The organism is Populibacterium corticicola, assembly GCF_042683685.1.
Lineage (GTDB): Bacteria > Actinomycetota > Actinomycetes > Actinomycetales > Cellulomonadaceae > Timonella > Timonella corticicola.
On record NZ_JBHUOP010000001.1, the window covers coordinates 72464 to 86978 of the forward strand.

Consider the following 14515-nt stretch of genomic DNA (forward strand, 5'->3'; position numbering starts at 1 on the left):
GGGATCTATGCGAGAAGTTTCCTTGGATCTCCAGGCCAGCGATGGTTTTGGAACGGTAGTCATTGGAATTCCCCAAGACAGTCCGATCGAGGTCGATGCTCGACTGGAGTCGGTTGTTGAGGGTGTTCTCGTCAGCGGAACCATTGCAGGTGAAGCAGTCGGGGAGTGTGCACGGTGCCTTGATGAGGTCGTCTACGATATTGACGCCTCGTTCTCGGAACTGTTCTTCTACCCCGAACGCGCTAAAGTTGCTCAGGAAGAGGCTGAAGAGGACGCTGAGATCGTAGTTCTGGAAGACGATCAGATCGACTTGGAGCCTCTGCTTCGCGATTCTGTGGTTTTCGCGCTACCATTTCAACCGTTGTGTTCACCGGACTGCCCGGGATTGTGCTCTGAGTGTGGGGTGCGACTGGCAGATGAGGAAGGACACGCACACGAGGCGCGCGGCCCAATGTGGTCGTCGCTACAGAGCCTGTTCAACGAGACGAAAGAGAGCTAGCCGTGGCTGTTCCAAAGCGCAAGATGTCGCGCAGCAACACCCGTGCGCGTCGTTCGCAGTGGAAGACGACCGCAGCGAACCTCACCACGTGCCCGCAGTGCAAGGGCGACAAGTTGTCGCACACTGCGTGCCCAACTTGCGGTACCTACAAGGGCCGTCAGTACGCCGAGGCGCTGCGCACCGAGCACGCAAACTGATTCGGGTCTAATACCGACACAGTTGGAAGGAAACTCCGGTGGCTTCGAAGAAAATTCGACAAGTTACGCCGGCGTCAGAACTTCTCAAGAAGCTCGGGGTCCATTTGGACCCCGAGCTTCTTGTTCTAGCGCTGACGCACAGGTCGTTCGCACATGAGGCAGGCGGCATTCCCACAAACGAGCGCCTTGAGTTCCTCGGCGACTCTGTTCTTGGGCTCGTTGCCGCTGAGGCGTTGTATCTTGAGTATCCAGAACGTCCAGAGGGCGATCTGGCGAAGATGCGTGCTGCAACAGTTTCACAGCGCCCGCTTGCAAAGATCGCTCGCCGACTTGAACTCGGACAGTACATCCTGCTGGGCAAGGGTGAGACTCGAACCGGTGGACGTGATAAGGACTCGATCCTGTCGGACACCGTTGAAGCGCTCATTGGTGCCGTCTACCTGACTCATGGGCTTGAGGTCGCACAGAAATTCGTGCACTCGCTCATCGACGACATCCTCCACGAAGCCGCTGACCTTGGTGCGGGCTTGGACTGGAAGACCTCGCTCCAAGAGATATGCGCACGGCTCGGATTCGAAGCACCGGTTTATGAGAATGCCGGTGACGGACCCGATCATGCACGCACGTTCACTTCAACCGTCATTGTGGACGGTAAAGCATACGGAACCGGAACCGGCAGCGCTAAAAAGCACGCCGAACAGGAAGCCGCGGAGAATGCCTACCGCACTCTCAAAGCGTTAGAGGACGCCAAGCTCAAGAAAAATGCCTGAACTACCTGAGGTCGAAACCGTACGCGACGGACTCGAACGCCATATCGTCGGAAAGCACATAACCGCAGCTAAGGTGTACCGGGACTATTCCGTGCGCAGGCACGCTGGTGGGCCAGCCGACTTTGAAGCGCAACTTGCCGGGCAACAGATCGAGTACGTGGCTCGACGTGGAAAGTTCCTATGGCTCGGGTTGGTGGATACAGGTGCCGCATTGGTTGGGCACCTGGGCATGAGCGGGCAGTTGTTACTGAAATCCCGCGATGCCGAGGAGCCGGATTTACCCCGCCACGGCCGAGTCCGCATATGGCTATCGGGTGAGGAGCCGTTGGTCCTGGATTTCGTGGACCAGCGTACGTTCGGCTATCTGGCCGTGAGCGATGTCCTTGAAACCGTTGACGGGCTTCCCGGTGGCTTGGGCACCACGGTCGCCGGTGTCCCTCGGATTGTGGAACACATTGCCCGTGACCTCCTTGACCCCTATCTGGCCGACGGTACCGCGCAGCGTGCTGAGTTGAACCAGCGGATTCGCGCCAAGTCCTCCGCCATCAAAAAGGTGCTGCTCGACCAAGCCGTGGTGTCCGGTGTTGGCAACATCTACGCTGACGAGGCTCTGTGGCGAGCCGGTATTCATGGTGAGCGCCCAGCCGCACGGCTCAGCCGCAGCCAAGTCGCTGCGCTGTTGAATCATGCTCACGATGTGATGACTGAATCGCTGCGACAGGGTGGCACCTCATTCGACGCTCTGTACGTGAACGTCAACGGGGAATCAGGGTATTTCTCTCGGTCCCTCAACGCGTATGGACGTGAGAACGAGCCGTGCCTGCGGTGTGGAACTCCGATGCGCCGTTCAAGTTTCATGAACCGGTCATCGTTCTGGTGCCCGAAATGCCAGCCGAAACCACGCTCTACCCGCTGACGAGATACTTATTCAAGGCGGGCTCAATTGATCGCGCACTGAAGATTCGCTGCTGCTGAGGGTATTGCTCTCTCGGAACTTGCACTGAATGAATTGCGTCGCGCAGTTGAACGTCCAAGTGTCAATGAACTTCTGACGCGACTCTCGGCGCGTCAGATACATGATTACAACGGTGAGACAGCGGCAGAATCGGTGCGTGCTGAGCGGGAATCGTGGTGATCGTTCTCGACACTTCCGCTGCTCTCGAACTACTGCTTGCTCTTCCGAGGGCAATGCAAGTCCAAGAGCGCCTTGAGGAAGCTGAATGGCAGATCGTTGCACCCCAATTGCTGTTGATTGAGGTTTTGCAGGTTCTATCGCCGCGGGAATCACCAAGGAGCGAGATGCGGTGAAAGCTCAGGCGCTACTGCATGATTTGAGGCAGTAGGAAGCTCAAAATGCTATGTGATCGAGTAGTCGCGTGCGATGGACGAGGTTGCTTTACCCCACGCACTGGCGCGAACTCGGGCTTGGTGAGTCTCGAATGCGTCGTGATCAGTGAAGATCTCGTGGACGGTCCAGATAAGCGGATTATCTGACTGCTCAACTGAGAAGAGTACACACCCTGGCTCGGCGCGAGTGAGTTGGATGTGCTGTTCGAGGTGTTCTCGGACGATATCGGCCTCCTGTGTGTCTGAGCAAATGAGCCGGCCAGTCAGCACAATCTGGTTGTTCGGGGAATCCATGAACCCACTGTACTGTGCGGGTTTATAAGTGTCTCAATATGAGTTTGGGCCACAACAAGGTCGACTAATGTTAAGAGCCATAGGGAACGACAGGGGAGTATCACAGTGGATCTGCTGGACAAACATTGGGCTGTGGAACTGCAACGAATCGGTGGGAGCATCCATCAGGATGACGCTCCACCACTCACCCCAGCCGAAGAAGCAGAGCATCAAGCTGAGATCGCCCGGTACTACGAGATGCTTGATTCGCTAGAAGACAATGCCAAGGCGCTATCGAATGACACTGTCGCGCGAGCAATTCTATGGTCGCTGCAACCGCTCGATGATTATGGCATTTATGAAGCGGCTTATGGCGCGCTGCGTAACTTTACGCCGCAGGCTCTCGCTCAAGCGGCTGCCGATGTACTACCTGAATGGCTCGCTAGGTTTGGGGACCACACCAGTATCCAGGCTGCCCTGACAACGATCGCCTGGGACGACGAGGCCCTGGATATCCTCATCGAAGAGGGAAGGGAATGGACGACTGAGCAACGTAGTCTCGATCATGGAACTGGATCACGGTGCTCGGTGGAGGGATATACCGGACCTCCTGAACCCCCTAATGATCCGGCGGCGCAATGAACTGCCAGCATTTATCCGCGCTCTGGCAGCGCTGCCAGAAGATCGTTTCACTCGCGTCATGTCCAACATAGAACGAGCGAGACCTGATCTAGCAGCGAGACTCTTGGCTGACGTGAACTCTGAGCGTCAAATTCACTGAACAATAGAGCGTAACCGAGAGGCTACATACGAAGTCCCGGGGCCTCTCTATGAGAGCCGTCATGGACGGCAAGAAAACGTGAAGCTGGGGTGCATGTACTATCTCGGAATGCTCATCGCAATAGAAAACCCAAGTACCCCCGACATTACGAGACTGCTTAACGAACACCTCCAAGAGATGTACGCGACCTCTCCGGCAGAGAGCGTGCACGCTCTGGACATATCCGCGTTGCTACATCCCACAATCACGTTCTGGAGTGCACGAGAATCGGAACGCGGAGAACTGCTCGGGGTTGGCGCGCTGAAGCAATATGAGAACGGTACAGCCGAACTGAAATCAATGCGAACGGCATCGCGCGCACGCGGACAAGGAGTCGCAGCAACGATCCTCAGCCACATACTTGAGGTAGCGAAAGCTCGAGGCATTGCAGAGGTGAATCTCGAGACTGGAACCGAAACCTACTTCGCGGCGGCGCGGAGGCTCTACGAGCGGCATGGTTTTGTGATCCGTGAGCCTTTCGCAGACTATAAAGAAGACCCGCATAGTGTCTACTACGGGTTGACCTTGGAGAGCTAGGCAGACTTCAACGCAGTGAATCGTGCGTTCCAACGCTCCCGATCTGCGTGGGTGTGCACCGTGACGTGGTCTCTGGAATTGGTTAGGCTACCTGTTCATCTGTAGGTGCTGGAACTAGCACTCTCGAACCCCACTGGGCAGCTAGGAAGAGAAGGCATGGCGGAGAAGATTGACTTCAAGAAAACGCTCGATGCGTACCATGCGCGGCATGGAGAGCTTCGTCTCGTCGAAGTACCGCCCATATCGTATCTGATGATTGATGGGCATGGTGACCCCAACACCTCCACCTCATATGCGCAGGCGCTTGAGGCACTGTATCCGGTTGCTTACACCCTGAAGTTCGTGAGTAAACGCGAACTCGAGCGTGACTACGTGGTCCCACCACTCGAAGGGCTGTGGTGGGCGGACGACATGTCTGCGTTCACCGAGTCCCGTGACAAGACCCAATGGGACTGGACCATGATGTTGATGGTTCCGCAATGGTTGACCACCGCACATGTCGAGTCAGCGGTCAGCGCTGTCGGGGCCAAAAAGCAAATGCCAGTTCGCCTACACGACATCCGTTTTGAGGAGTACACAGAAGACCTATGCGTGCAGACACTGCACATTGGATCATTCGAGGACGAAGGCCCCGTTCTCGAACGGATACACACCGAGTACATTCCTGGACACGGACTGCAGCTCACGAAGAAGCACCACGAGATTTACCTCAGCGATCCGCGCAAGAGTGCACCCGAGAAATTGCGTACGATCCTCCGCCAGCCGGTTGAGTACGCATAAGCCTCGATGGCTCTTCGAGGGTGGGCCGTTGGCCCTCTCAAAGCAAGGTTTTGACGTGTGAGAATGCTTGCATGGGCAGGCCGACAACCAAAGCAGAACTTCTTGAGGTCTCAGACACTAGGTACAGGACGCTCCAGGATTTGATCGACTCGATGAGCTTGGAAGAGCGTTCTGTCGAATTTGATTTCGGACCTGATCTCGCGGGTAGGGAAGCGCATTGGACTCGTGATCAAAACCTGCGTGACGTGCTCATCCACCTACATGAGTGGCATCAACTTCTGCTTACGTGGGTTGTTGCACACCAAGACGGCAAACAGCAACCATTTCTTCCAGCGCCATATAACTGGCGAACGTATGGTGCAATGAATCAGGACTTCCTGCGAAGACATCAGGGGACTTCCCTTGAAGACGCTTTGAACATGCTTGAGCGCAGTCATAGGCGACTGATGAATATGATCGACAGCTTCACCGACCAGGAGTTGTTCGAGAAGCAGTACTTTCCATGGACCGGCACGACCAGTCTCGGCTCGTACTGCGTGTCTGCGACGTCCAGTCACTATGAATGGGCCACGAAGAAGATACGTGTACACATCAAAGCGCTTCGCTCGTCTACCTAATGCTTGTGGCCGCTCATCGGCGTAGTGGTGAGAATTGCCCAGAGAGCCTACTCTCGGGAGATGGACCGCTATGATCACCTGTATGAGCCAACCACAAGAAGAACCTCAGACTCCGCCCGCGAAGGTGTTGTTGCCTCTTGGAAGCATCATCCTGGTCGCTGCGATCCTCACGCTCGTGTTCGCCGAAACACACGTAGTCTCAACTGCTTTGATCAGCATCGTCGCTCTGATGGGCGCAGGCATAATCTGGCAAGGATTCAAGAACCTGAAACGCGAACGCACCTAGTCGATACCGCACACAACCACCCTCGTATTCGAGCGAAATGCGAGGGTGTCCATATGTTTACTGCATGTCGGCGTGAACTGGGACATCAGTTGAATGTTTGATGCCTTCGACTGATCTGGCGTTGAGTTCTACCGTTCAATCGTGTTGATAAGTGGCTCTCCTGCAAGGAAACGCTGAACGTTCTTGGCCACGAACTCTGATGCTCCCACGGGCCGTCCGCCAGCAGCGTGCGGGGTGATGAGCACGTTGGGTGCAGTCCACAGTGGGGATTCAGTGGGTAGTGGCTCGCGCGCGAAAACATCCAGCGCCGCACCACCGATCTGACCGCTACGCAACGCCTGGTCCAGAGCATCCTCGTCGACGGTTGCACCACGGCCAACGTTCACGAGCCATGCATGATTTGGCAGGGTTTCAAATACCGAAGTCGAGATGATCTTTTCCGTGCTGGGCAGTGACGGCAAGATGTTCACGAGCAGATCCGTCTCAGCCAGCACCTCAAGGATTTCAGCTCCACTCACAACGGGGAACCCGTGGCGTTCACCAGACGAGTTAGCGATCCCGGTGACGTGGCCGCCGAGTGCCCTATAAAGAGGAGCCAAGGACGCCGCGATGGAACCGAAACCCCAGATTGTGATCCGAGCATCAGCCAGCGTGCCCAATCCGGGAAACGTTGAACCATCGCGCTGAACACCGACAGGCTGCGCCCAGCAGAGTTCCTTGGCCCAGCGTCCTTCGAGTTGGGCGCCATACGCAAGATCAAACCGGCGAGCCGCGGCCAGCGAGAGCATGAGCGTGTGTTCGGCCACGGGACCATCGTGCAGCCCGGAACCGTTTGTGATGACGACCTCTGGCGCGAATCCTGCCGCCTCAATCACGTCCACGCCAGCGCTCAGCGCCGCGACCCATCGCAAGTTGTGGAGTCGAGCAGCGCTATCGGAAAGTTGTTTGCGGGTGTTTCCCCAGACCACAAGCGCATCGGCATCCTCATGTTCAGTGGGAACCGGTTCGGTGGGAGCGTAGGTAAACACCGAGACACCAGGAAAAGTGGGCAGGGACAAAGGGATCGATGTAGGTAGTAGTACTTTCACCTGATCAACCTTTCCATATCAGCCACTATTTGTCCGCCCAACCGGCAGTTGCTGCCCCCGAAATACCCGGTTATCCAATAGAATCAAGGGGTGGAGAACAATAACAACGTAAGCATCGGTGACATCCGCGTGATGATTGTTGACGACCACGAGGTCGTCCGTCGCGGTATCGCTGAGGTAATTGACCGTTCCGAGGGAATGGGTATTGTCGCTGAGGCCGGCAGTGTTGCTGAGGGTGTGCGTCGTGCTGAACTTGTGAGTCCACAAGTCATGCTCGTTGACCTGCAGCTTCCTGATGGAACGGGGATTGATCTGATGCGTGCGGTGCGCGCTAAGAGCCCCGAGATTCGCGCGATCGTGCTGACTTCCTTCGATGATGACACCGCGCTCGCGGCTGCCCTTGAGGTTGGCGCTGCAGCATATGTGTTGAAGTCTGTGCGTGGGGCCGAGATCGCAGAGGTGGTTCGCGCGGTTGCCGCGGGTCGTGTTTTGCTTGATGAGCGGACCGTGACTCGTCGCCGTAAGGAGAACGACGACCCAACCGAGGACCTCACTCCCAGCGAGTTGCGTGTGGTTGAGTTGATCGGCGAGGGCCTGTCCAACCGCGAGATCGCGGAGCGTTTGTCGATCGCGGAGAAGACGGTGAAGAACCACATCACTTCGCTGCTCGCGAAGATGGGCCTGCAGCGTCGCACCCAGGTCGCCGCGTGGGTTGCGGCTCGCAAGAACCACGCGTGGTCGAGTGAGCCGGGCACCATCTAGTTCCATTTTGCGTGCATGAAGAGCATGCACTCTCTATATTGCCGACGAGCCGGCAGGTGAGCCAAAAACTCACCTGCCGGCTCGTCGTCGTTAGGCGGAGGTGTCAGGGTTCCGAGGAATCTGTCGGGGCTGCTTCAGCCAACCGGACATATCTCTGCGGCAACCTTAAACGTTTCAATCAGTGCTGATGCGTGCACGTCACTTCTTCCAATCCTGCACTGGTTCGCCGAGAGGGGAGAGACCGGCGATGCGGAAAGCCGAAGGGGCGACACCAGCCGTGAAGCCAGTGCCACCCCTTCGGTGTTGGTTCTCGGATGCATCATCCGAGTTTCGTCCCTCGCGGTGTGTCCCGATTGTGCACTCGCAGTGTGCGTGTGCGTTTGAGAGTGACCTAATCCGTACTCTCACGTAGTGTGAGTGCGCTTTTGGTAACTCTCAGCAATAGGGAGATCAGCAAGGGGAGGTACATGACCGAGTTACGAGTCCGAGGGGACCGTCCACTCCGTGGTTGACGTGATGACCTGCGGTGCTTCCTCGATGCGTTGCGGTTTGAGCGGCGCGGTCCACTGCAGTAGCGCGCCGCGCCCGGATGGTGAGTTCTCCAGCGAGTAGGTGCCGCCGTATTGCCGCGCTCGTGCGGAGATGTTCCAGGTGCCTGACTTGCGGCCAGACACGAACTTGAGGCCGATCCCGTCGTCCTCGACCTGGATATCGATGCAGCCAACTCCGTCGGAAGCGGCCTGCGGTGAGGTCACGGCCACGCGAATCTGCACTGACTGGGCTTGGGCGTGACGCGCGGCGTTGGCGAGTCCCTCGCGGCACACTGCGAGCGTGTCATCGGTCAGGTGTTTGGACACGAGTTCGTCGATGGTCTGTTCCTCGGCGTCCAATGCGCCGAGGTCGTTGCCATCGAGTGAGATCACGAGTGACGGAGCGAATCCCAAGCCGGTACGGGCTAGGGCGGCTTCGCGGCGGAGCCGTTCCACGAGTCCTGTCGCTGCGTCGGGGTCGCGTAGGGAGTGGACGATGGAACGGATCTCGCGTACGGAGTTGTCGATGTTGTCGAGGGCTTCGTCGAGAATCGCGATAAGTCCGGCCTTATCGAGTCCACGGGCGGCGCGGCGGCGGACGACCTCAAGCTGCATACCGGTGGCAAACAACTGTTGAATGGCAAGGTCGTGTAGGTCGCGGGCGATGCGTTCGCGTTCCTCCACGAGCTTGCCCATGTCCTGCGCTTGGCGGGCCTCGGAGACGACGAGCGCGAGGGCAGCCTGGTCAGCGAAGGTCGTGGCCCGTTCGAGGTCCTTCGAGATGAACGACTCCTGGCTTTCGCGGCGCAGCAACACCAGGACGCCAACGGGTTTCTCCTGCGTACCCATGGGGGCATAAAGCGCGGGACCGTACTTCCGCAGTTGCGGCGTGATGATGTTGCGCTCCTGTGCGAGGGACGGCACGATCCGGGCTTTGCCGCTCTTGAGAGCGGTCCAGGACAGTCCATCGCGAGGCATGGTTATGCCGAGTACTTCCTCAGCACCCCATCCCTTGACGATCTCCACGACGAGTTCCCCTTTGAGCCCGGGGAGCACGAGTGCGGCCGCGTCAGCATCAGCGATGTCGCGGGCGAGCGTGACGATGTGTTCGAGAACGTCTTCCTCGGGGAGCCCTTGGAGCAGCATCGTGGTGATTTCTGCTCCGGCGCTCAACCATTTTTCGCGTTCGATTGCGTCGGCTTCTGAAGGGTTCACGAGGTAGCTCCTTGGGGTTCTTGGGCCTCAGCCGCAAGTGCGGTGCGGTAGGTTTCGTCGCGTTCGATGAGTTCGTGGTGGGTGCCGCGGTCTCGCACAACTCCGTGTTCGAGGATGAGTACCTCATCTGCGTGAGCCATGGGAGAGAGCCGGTGTGTTGCGATCACCATCGTACGTCCGCTCGTTCCGCTGCGGTTTGAGGCGATCATCTCCACGATGAGCGTGTCCGCAGTGGCGGGATCGAGGTGTTCGGCTGGTTCGTCCACGAGTAGTACCCGGGCGGTGGAGCAGAACGCGCGCGCAAGGAGAAGCCTGCGCCGTTCGCCGCCGGAGATGGTGGTTGCGCCTGCGCCAAGCATCGTGTTGACTCCGTTTGGCAGGGCTGCCAGCCAGGAGCCGAGTCCCGCTGCGGTCAGCGCCTCCTCGGCCTCTGTCTCGGTCGTGGTTCCTCGGGCTACCCGGAGGTTTTCGAGCACAGTGGTCTCGAAGATGTGCGCATCCTCGGCGAGGAACACGACATCTCGCGCAACCTCGTGGAGGTCCAGGTCGCCCAGCGGCGTGCCGTTCAGTGTGACCTGACCGGCACGTGGGTCGAGTAACCCGGCAAGCGTCATGAGGGTGGTTGTCTTGCCAGTTCCGGACGGTCCCACGAGGGCGACGGTCGTTCCCGGCGCAAGGTCGAGTTCCAGACCGCTCAGCACCGTCGTTCCGGGCCAGCCGGTGGTGAGCGCTTCGGCCCGCAGGTGCACTTCGGTTCGTTTGCTTTTCGACGAGTCCTCATCTTCCAGCCCCACCTCACGGTCCGCGCTGTGTTCGCCGTGGGAGGGCTGGCCGGAGTCTGGGCGCAACAGGTTGGTGACGGGCGCAAGCCCGTCCTCCAACTCGACCGCAAACTCACCGGTTACGTGCTCGGAGTGGCCGCCTGACTCGTCGAGAAGCCGCATAATCCGGGACGCAGCGGTACGTGAGGTGTGCACCTGAACTGCCGCCGCTGGAAGGCCTTGCAGCACCTCGAAGATCGCGAGTGGGGTGAGCACGATGACCGCGAGCTCAACCGGAGCGAGTGCGCCGGACACGACGCTCGGGATGCCCAGAATGGCTGCTGACAATGCGGAGGCGACCAGCGCGAACGTGAAGATGCCCTGGGCTAGACCGTCGTAGCGGGCGGCACGGTCCGTTGCCCGGTAGATGCGCTGCTCGATGCCGGCAAGGGCCTCGAACGACGTATTCAGCGAACCAGCGACGGCCAACTCGGCGCTGTTCGACACGAGTTCGTGCGAGAGCACCGACATGTCTGTGCGAGCCTGCGAGGACTGCAGTTCCGTTGCACGGGCTGCCTTCTGTGCGAGCCACGGCGCAACCACGCCGGCGAGCAGCAGGCATACGGCGAGAGCGAGTGCCGCGGGGATGTGGAATAAGCCGACAAACACGACCGAGCCCATCGACAGAACGGCTGCTACGAGCGCGGGAATGATACCGCGCACCACCACATCGCCCACCGCGTCCACGTCCGCGGAGACGCGAGCGAGCAGGTCACCGCGGCGTAGCGTTGCGGCGGTCTGGGCGTTTCCGGTGGCCAGCCGCGCATAGATGTGCGTGCGCAGCGAAGCCATGCCCTTGAGCGCAACCGAGTGCGTGGCCAGCCGTTCAAGATACCGGAACAGGCCGCGCGTGATGCCGAACATGCGCACGCCAACGGTCGCGACGGTCAGTTGCATGACCGGTGGCATCTGGGATGCACGAGCTATCAACCATGCGGAGATCGCTGCAAGGGCGATCGATGAGCCAAGTGAGATGACACCCATGAGTACCGCACGGGCAACCTCTGAGCGAGAGATGTCGAGTAGTGCAATGGCCCGGCGCAGGGGTGCTGGGGGTAGTGCGTCGTCGTGGACGGAAGCGTAACTCTCACGAAGCGAGTTGCGAGACGGTGAGGTCTGATCAGGAGTCGACATGAGAGCCCTCCTTTCGCCCCGCGGTGGACTCGCTGGGCGTTGCCTTGGGCACGTCAGCGGAGACAATGTGTTGCGCCGACACTTCGATCACGTGGTCGGCGCGGGCGATGAGGGCTTCGCGGTGTGCAATCACGATGATCGTGCGGCCCTGGGCGCGTAGTGAATCGAGTGCGGTGAGAACACGGTCTTGTGTGGCTGCGTCAAGATGCGCGGTCGGTTCGTCGAGGATGAGGACCGGCGCACTGCTGAGCAGAGCCTTAGCAAGGACGAGACGTTGGCGCTGGCCCACCGACAGTCCGAGTCCACCTGAACCGATGACGGTGTCGAGGCCTTCGGGCAGTTCTGCCACGACCTCATCGAACCCAGACATCTCCAGTGCGCGATGTAGGGCGGACGTAGTGGACTCGACGTGCGCGGTGGTGGTGGCGTGACCTGGCTGTGCATCTGCCAGGAGTGCAGCGTGCAGGGGTCCCGGAGGCAGGGGAGCGCGCTGCGTCAGCCAGGTGACCTGCGACCACAGTGATTGTGGTTCGATCTGATCCACGGGTACCGACTCATCAGCGCTTTCGACCGTGATCGAACCACCATCGAGCGCAACCAAGCCGAGCAGGGCAAGCACCGAGGTGGTCTTGCCCGCGCCAGATGCTCCGGTGATTGCCGTGATGTGGTGAGGTTCTATGCGGGCGTTCAATCCGGCTGGAGCGAGCAGTTCGCGGCCCGGAGCGGCAACGCTCGCATCCCTGAACGTGAATGAGGCGTTGTCGAGAGCGGGACAGCGTCGGGTTCCGATTGGACGGGGAGTCTGTTCAAGAACTTCGACCGCTGCATTGAAGGCGGCGATTCCGTTGGTGCTCGCGTGGAATTGGGTGCCGACGTTGCGCAGCGGGAGGTAGACCTCGGGGGCGAGCATGATGATGACTAGGGCCATTTCAAGGCCGATGTATCCGTAGACGAGCCGCAGGCCCACGCTTACGGCAACCAGTGCCACGGAGAGTGTGGTGAGAAGTTCGAGCACCATGCCTGAGAGGAACGCGACTTGGAGAGTGCGCATGGTGGAGCGGGCGTAGGCTTCACCGAGTTGCTTGACCCGCTTGATGGGGCCAATCTCGCGGCCAAACGCGCGCAGGGTCGGTAGTCCGGCAATGAGGTCGAGCACCTGGGAGCCAAGCCGCGACATTGTGGCGAGGCGCTTCTCGGAGGTCTTCTGGGTCAGGTAGCCCACCAGAATCATGAAGATGGGGATCAGCGGGATCGTGCCCACAATGATGAGGCCTGAGATCCAGTCGATCCCGAACACCACGGCAATTGCCGCTGGCGTGACGGTTGCGCTCAACAGAAGTTGGGGGAGGTAGCGCACAAAGTAGGGACGTAGATCGTCCAGGCCACGGGTTGCGAGGTTGACCACGTCGAGGCCGTTCGAGCCAGACGGTGTCGGGAGCGACAGCCAGCGTGGGCCAAGCGCGATTGCCCGGGAGAGTACCTGGCGGCGCAGATCGATGATGACTGCGATAGATGCTCTGTGTGCATATCGCTCCGACAACCCGGTCACGAGCGCGCGGGCCACAACAACACCCGCAAGCAGGTAGAGCGGCGTCGCCACATCCGAGAGAGACCTGCCCTGCGAAATCACGGGAGCGATGGCAGCGGCAATCAGCAGCGCTTGCGCGATGACAAGAGCCGCGGAAGCGGCCCCGAACGCTGCCGTCAGGATGACGTACCAGCGTGCCGGAGCCGCTAACTTGAGGAGCTTTGGGTCAAGAGGCTTCAAGAATCAGTCCTGAAGCTCTGCCTTTGGCACCGAAAGCGACGGTAGACCGATCGCGTCTGGGATGTGGTCCACTGTGAGGCGCTTGCGGAACACCCAGAATGTCCAACTCTGGTAGAGCAGGACAACCGGTACGAGAGCCACAGCCACCCAGGTCATGATGGTCAGCGTGTACTTGGTCGAGGAAGCATTCTCTACGGTCAGTGAATACAGGCCGTTGATGTCTGGCATGACGTTGGGGAACATCGAACCGAAGATCAGTACGACCGCTGCAACGATGGCCACGGCAGACCAGATGAACGCCCAACCTTCGCGGCCCTTTGCGTTCGCGAGGAACGTCGCGATGAGACCGACTGCTGCGACAACAACCGCGGCCCACGTCCATGCGGCCGAGGAGTAGGCAACCTGCGCCCATACCGCCCAGGTTCCCGCGGCCACGATGGAGGCGAGCGAGAACTTACCGGCCAGCGCACGAGCCTTAACGCGCATCTCGCCGCCCGTCTTCAAGGAAATGAAGATCGCTCCGTGTTGGAGGAACAGCAGGGTGGTCACTACACCGCCGAGCAGCGCGAACGGCGAGAGTAGCGCAAAGAATCCGCCAACGTACTGGTGGTTCTCATCGAGATGCACACCGCGCACGAGGTTAGCGAAAGCTACACCCCACAGGATGGACGGAGCCCACGCACCGAAGATGAGGCACATGTCCCACTTGCGCTTCCATGATTCCTTTTCAATCTTTGACCGCCATTCGAAGCCCATGACACGCACGATCAGAGCGATCAGGATGATGAACAGCGGAATGTAGAACCCGGAGAACATCGTTGCGTACCATTCGGGGAACGCCGCGAAGGTTGCACCACCGGCGGTCAGTAGCCACACCTCGTTACCGTCCCAGACAGGGCCGATCGTGTTGATCAGGAGTCGACGGTCCTTTTCTTTCTTGCCAAGGATGCCGAGGAGCATTCCGACACCGAAGTCGAATCCTTCGAGCACGAGGTATCCGGCCCACAGGATGGCGATGAGGATGAACCAAAGAATTTCGAGAGTCATGTGTTCTTTTCCTTAATCCTTTGT

17 protein-coding genes are annotated in these 14515 nt (G+C 59.2%); 11 read left to right on the forward strand and 6 right to left on the reverse strand.

Translation table 11 applies throughout. The features are described from left to right. Nucleotides 1-7 precede the first annotated feature (7 nt). The 5 genes from ACFSYH_RS00345 to ACFSYH_RS00365 all read left to right on the forward strand — a co-directional run bounded on the left by ACFSYH_RS00345 (nucleotide 8) and on the right by ACFSYH_RS00365 (nucleotide 2774). Nucleotides 8-499: a YceD family protein gene (locus ACFSYH_RS00345; RefSeq protein ID WP_377464424.1), complete on the forward strand. Its 492-nt coding sequence runs from the start codon at nucleotides 8-10 to the stop codon at nucleotides 497-499. Nucleotides 500-501: 2 nt separating this feature from the next. Continuing rightward, complete coding sequence (rpmF, locus tag ACFSYH_RS00350; protein WP_019147623.1) at nucleotides 502-696, forward strand: 50S ribosomal protein L32; 195 nt, start codon at nucleotides 502-504, stop codon at nucleotides 694-696. A 38-nt stretch (nucleotides 697-734) separates the two neighbouring features. Next, nucleotides 735-1466 carry a ribonuclease III gene (gene rnc, locus ACFSYH_RS00355; RefSeq protein WP_377464426.1) on the forward strand — a complete coding sequence of 244 codons (732 nt, stop codon included), beginning with the start codon at nucleotides 735-737 and terminating at the stop codon, nucleotides 1464-1466. Beyond that, complete coding sequence (mutM, locus tag ACFSYH_RS00360) at nucleotides 1459-2382, forward strand: bifunctional DNA-formamidopyrimidine glycosylase/DNA-(apurinic or apyrimidinic site) lyase (RefSeq protein ID WP_377464427.1); 924 nt, start codon at nucleotides 1459-1461, stop codon at nucleotides 2380-2382. The genes rnc and mutM overlap by 8 nt, the downstream gene beginning before the upstream one ends. Before the next feature lie 215 nt (nucleotides 2383-2597). After that, entirely contained in the window at nucleotides 2598-2774 is a 177-nt protein-coding gene (locus ACFSYH_RS00365) for a hypothetical protein (RefSeq protein WP_377464428.1), read from the forward strand. 48 nt (nucleotides 2775-2822) lie between these two features. On the opposite strand, the gene ACFSYH_RS00370 is transcribed toward ACFSYH_RS00365, so the two are convergent. Further along, nucleotides 2823-3107, reverse strand: coding sequence for a putative quinol monooxygenase (locus tag ACFSYH_RS00370; protein ID WP_377464429.1), 285 nt, complete (start codon nucleotides 3105-3107; stop codon nucleotides 2823-2825). A gap of 132 nt (nucleotides 3108-3239) precedes the next feature. Between ACFSYH_RS00370 and ACFSYH_RS00375 the strand changes: the two genes are divergently transcribed. The 5 genes from ACFSYH_RS00375 (at nucleotide 3240) to ACFSYH_RS00395 (ending at nucleotide 6126) form a co-directional block, all read left to right on the forward strand. Then, nucleotides 3240-3728, forward strand: coding sequence for a hypothetical protein (locus tag ACFSYH_RS00375; protein ID WP_377464430.1), 489 nt, complete (start codon nucleotides 3240-3242; stop codon nucleotides 3726-3728). A 232-nt stretch (nucleotides 3729-3960) separates the two neighbouring features. After that, nucleotides 3961-4443 (forward strand): GNAT family N-acetyltransferase, encoded by a 483-nt coding sequence (locus ACFSYH_RS00380; RefSeq protein ID WP_377464431.1) that lies wholly within the window; start codon nucleotides 3961-3963, stop codon nucleotides 4441-4443. 156 nt (nucleotides 4444-4599) lie between these two features. After that, complete coding sequence (locus tag ACFSYH_RS00385; RefSeq protein WP_377464432.1) at nucleotides 4600-5223, forward strand: GyrI-like domain-containing protein; 624 nt, start codon at nucleotides 4600-4602, stop codon at nucleotides 5221-5223. Between the two features lie 71 nt (nucleotides 5224-5294). Then, nucleotides 5295-5840 (forward strand): ClbS/DfsB family four-helix bundle protein, encoded by a 546-nt coding sequence (locus tag ACFSYH_RS00390; protein ID WP_377464433.1) that lies wholly within the window; start codon nucleotides 5295-5297, stop codon nucleotides 5838-5840. An 82-nt stretch (nucleotides 5841-5922) separates the two neighbouring features. Further along, nucleotides 5923-6126 carry a hypothetical protein gene (locus ACFSYH_RS00395; protein WP_377464435.1) on the forward strand — a complete coding sequence of 68 codons (204 nt, stop codon included), beginning with the start codon at nucleotides 5923-5925 and terminating at the stop codon, nucleotides 6124-6126. A 128-nt stretch (nucleotides 6127-6254) separates the two neighbouring features. Here the strand turns inward: ACFSYH_RS00395 and ACFSYH_RS00400 are convergent, their stop codons facing one another. Beyond that, on the reverse strand, nucleotides 6255-7154 hold the full coding sequence (locus ACFSYH_RS00400; RefSeq protein WP_377464436.1) for an NAD(P)-dependent oxidoreductase: 900 nt from the start codon (nucleotides 7152-7154) through the stop codon (nucleotides 6255-6257). Nucleotides 7155-7346: 192 nt separating this feature from the next. Between ACFSYH_RS00400 and ACFSYH_RS00405 the strand changes: the two genes are divergently transcribed. Beyond that, nucleotides 7347-7976, forward strand: coding sequence for a response regulator (locus ACFSYH_RS00405; RefSeq protein ID WP_377465217.1), 630 nt, complete (start codon nucleotides 7347-7349; stop codon nucleotides 7974-7976). A 476-nt stretch (nucleotides 7977-8452) separates the two neighbouring features. Here the strand turns inward: ACFSYH_RS00405 and ACFSYH_RS00410 are convergent, their stop codons facing one another. Genes ACFSYH_RS00410 through cydB form a run of 4 tightly spaced genes read right to left on the reverse strand, consistent with a single transcriptional unit; the run spans nucleotide 8453 to nucleotide 14491 of the window. Then, nucleotides 8453-9721, reverse strand: a complete 1269-nt coding sequence (locus tag ACFSYH_RS00410; RefSeq protein ID WP_377464437.1) for a sensor histidine kinase — start codon at nucleotides 9719-9721, stop codon at nucleotides 8453-8455. Then, a complete protein-coding gene (gene cydC / locus ACFSYH_RS00415) occupies nucleotides 9718-11676 on the reverse strand; it encodes a thiol reductant ABC exporter subunit CydC (protein ID WP_377464438.1) in 1959 nt (652 codons plus the stop codon). Before cydC ends, ACFSYH_RS00410 begins: the two co-directional genes overlap by 4 nt. Beyond that, on the reverse strand, nucleotides 11663-13444 hold the full coding sequence (cydD, locus tag ACFSYH_RS00420; RefSeq protein ID WP_377464439.1) for a thiol reductant ABC exporter subunit CydD: 1782 nt from the start codon (nucleotides 13442-13444) through the stop codon (nucleotides 11663-11665). Before cydD ends, cydC begins: the two co-directional genes overlap by 14 nt. A gap of 3 nt (nucleotides 13445-13447) precedes the next feature. Next, entirely contained in the window at nucleotides 13448-14491 is a 1044-nt protein-coding gene (gene cydB, locus ACFSYH_RS00425; protein WP_377464440.1) for a cytochrome d ubiquinol oxidase subunit II, read from the reverse strand. Nucleotides 14492-14515 lie beyond the last annotated feature (24 nt).

Coding starts and splice junctions, on each gene's coding strand:
- ACFSYH_RS00345 (WP_377464424.1), top strand. CDS start 8: ATGCGAGAAGTTTCCTTGGATCTCCAGGCCAGCGATGGTTTTGGAACG.
- ACFSYH_RS00380 (WP_377464431.1), top strand. CDS start 3,961: ATGTACTATCTCGGAATGCTCATCGCAATAGAAAACCCAAGTACCCCC.
- ACFSYH_RS00390 (WP_377464433.1), top strand. CDS start 5,295: ATGGGCAGGCCGACAACCAAAGCAGAACTTCTTGAGGTCTCAGACACT.
- cydC (WP_377464438.1), bottom strand. CDS start 11,676: ATGTCGACTCCTGATCAGACCTCACCGTCTCGCAACTCGCTTCGTGAG.
- ACFSYH_RS00370 (WP_377464429.1), bottom strand. CDS start 3,107: ATGGATTCCCCGAACAACCAGATTGTGCTGACTGGCCGGCTCATTTGC.
- ACFSYH_RS00385 (WP_377464432.1), top strand. CDS start 4,600: ATGGCGGAGAAGATTGACTTCAAGAAAACGCTCGATGCGTACCATGCG.
- ACFSYH_RS00405 (WP_377465217.1), top strand. CDS start 7,347: ATGATTGTTGACGACCACGAGGTCGTCCGTCGCGGTATCGCTGAGGTA.
- ACFSYH_RS00395 (WP_377464435.1), top strand. CDS start 5,923: ATGAGCCAACCACAAGAAGAACCTCAGACTCCGCCCGCGAAGGTGTTG.
- mutM (WP_377464427.1), top strand. CDS start 1,459: ATGCCTGAACTACCTGAGGTCGAAACCGTACGCGACGGACTCGAACGC.
- cydB (WP_377464440.1), bottom strand. CDS start 14,491: ATGACTCTCGAAATTCTTTGGTTCATCCTCATCGCCATCCTGTGGGCC.